At 61.9% G+C, this 801-nt stretch carries 1 protein-coding gene; it reads right to left on the bottom strand.

Features of this window, described 5'->3' with window-relative positions; genetic code table 11:
* On the bottom strand, positions 1 to 674 hold a 674-nt coding region (locus IC50_RS01960; RefSeq protein WP_050990852.1), incomplete at its 3' end, for a MarR family winged helix-turn-helix transcriptional regulator.
* Between the last annotated feature and the right edge of the window lie 127 nt (positions 675 to 801).

Raw genomic sequence — 801 nt, 5'->3', positions numbered from 1 at the left:
GGCTCGCCACCCACTTCCGCGATCCAGCAGTGCTCGCGCGCGGCGTCGTAGTTCTTGATGAACTGCGCGCATATCTCGGCAACCAGCGCCTCGTAGCTGATGTCCCAGTTGTAGTCCGCGGCGTAGGCGGCAGCCTGTCGGGAGATGACCCAGCCCATGTCGCCGACGCGATGACTGCGCAGCATGAAAGCCGCGGGCTGGCTTCGACGTTGCTCCAGCACGGCCTCGATGGTCGTCATGGCCTGCGTGAGCCGTGTCGCATCGCTGGCCGAAAGCCGGGCCAGCATTGCGGCAACCTCGTTTTGCGAGCTCAGGTTCAGCTTGGCGAAGGTCTGGCGGCCCTTGGCGGTGAGGCTGAGCTGGTATTGCCTGCGATCCGCGGGCAGGGGCCTTCGCGTGATCAGCCCCTTTTCGTCGAAGCTCTGGACGATGCGGCTGAGATAGCCGGGATCGAGACCAAGCTCGTTTCCGATCTCCTTTGCCGCAAGCTCGTCGCGATGCGCGAGTTCATAGAGCACCCGGGCCTCGCTGAGAGAAAAGGGACTCTTTCCAAGGTGCTGGTCGAGTACACCAAGCTTGCGGGTGTAAAAGCGGTTGAAGGCGCGGACTGCTGCGATCTGGTCGTCGGCGACCTGTTCGGCCGCTGGGTTTGATGGCGAAGATTGCGATAGCATGGGATCACCTCGATATTTGCCATTGTCAATTAATTAGTTGACGTTGGCAAGTATCTCGGTGCTTCAACTGACCATCACGATCCGGCTGCGCAGCATGGTGCGGGAGGACCGGCCGAGCCGCCGCAGC

Origin of the sequence: Bradyrhizobium genomosp. I (2014) (assembly GCF_000261685.1) — a bacterium.
Lineage (GTDB): Bacteria > Pseudomonadota > Alphaproteobacteria > Rhizobiales > Xanthobacteraceae > Bradyrhizobium.
Note: the sequence above shows the minus strand (reverse complement) of the source record. Positions and strands in the feature narration are given on the sequence as shown.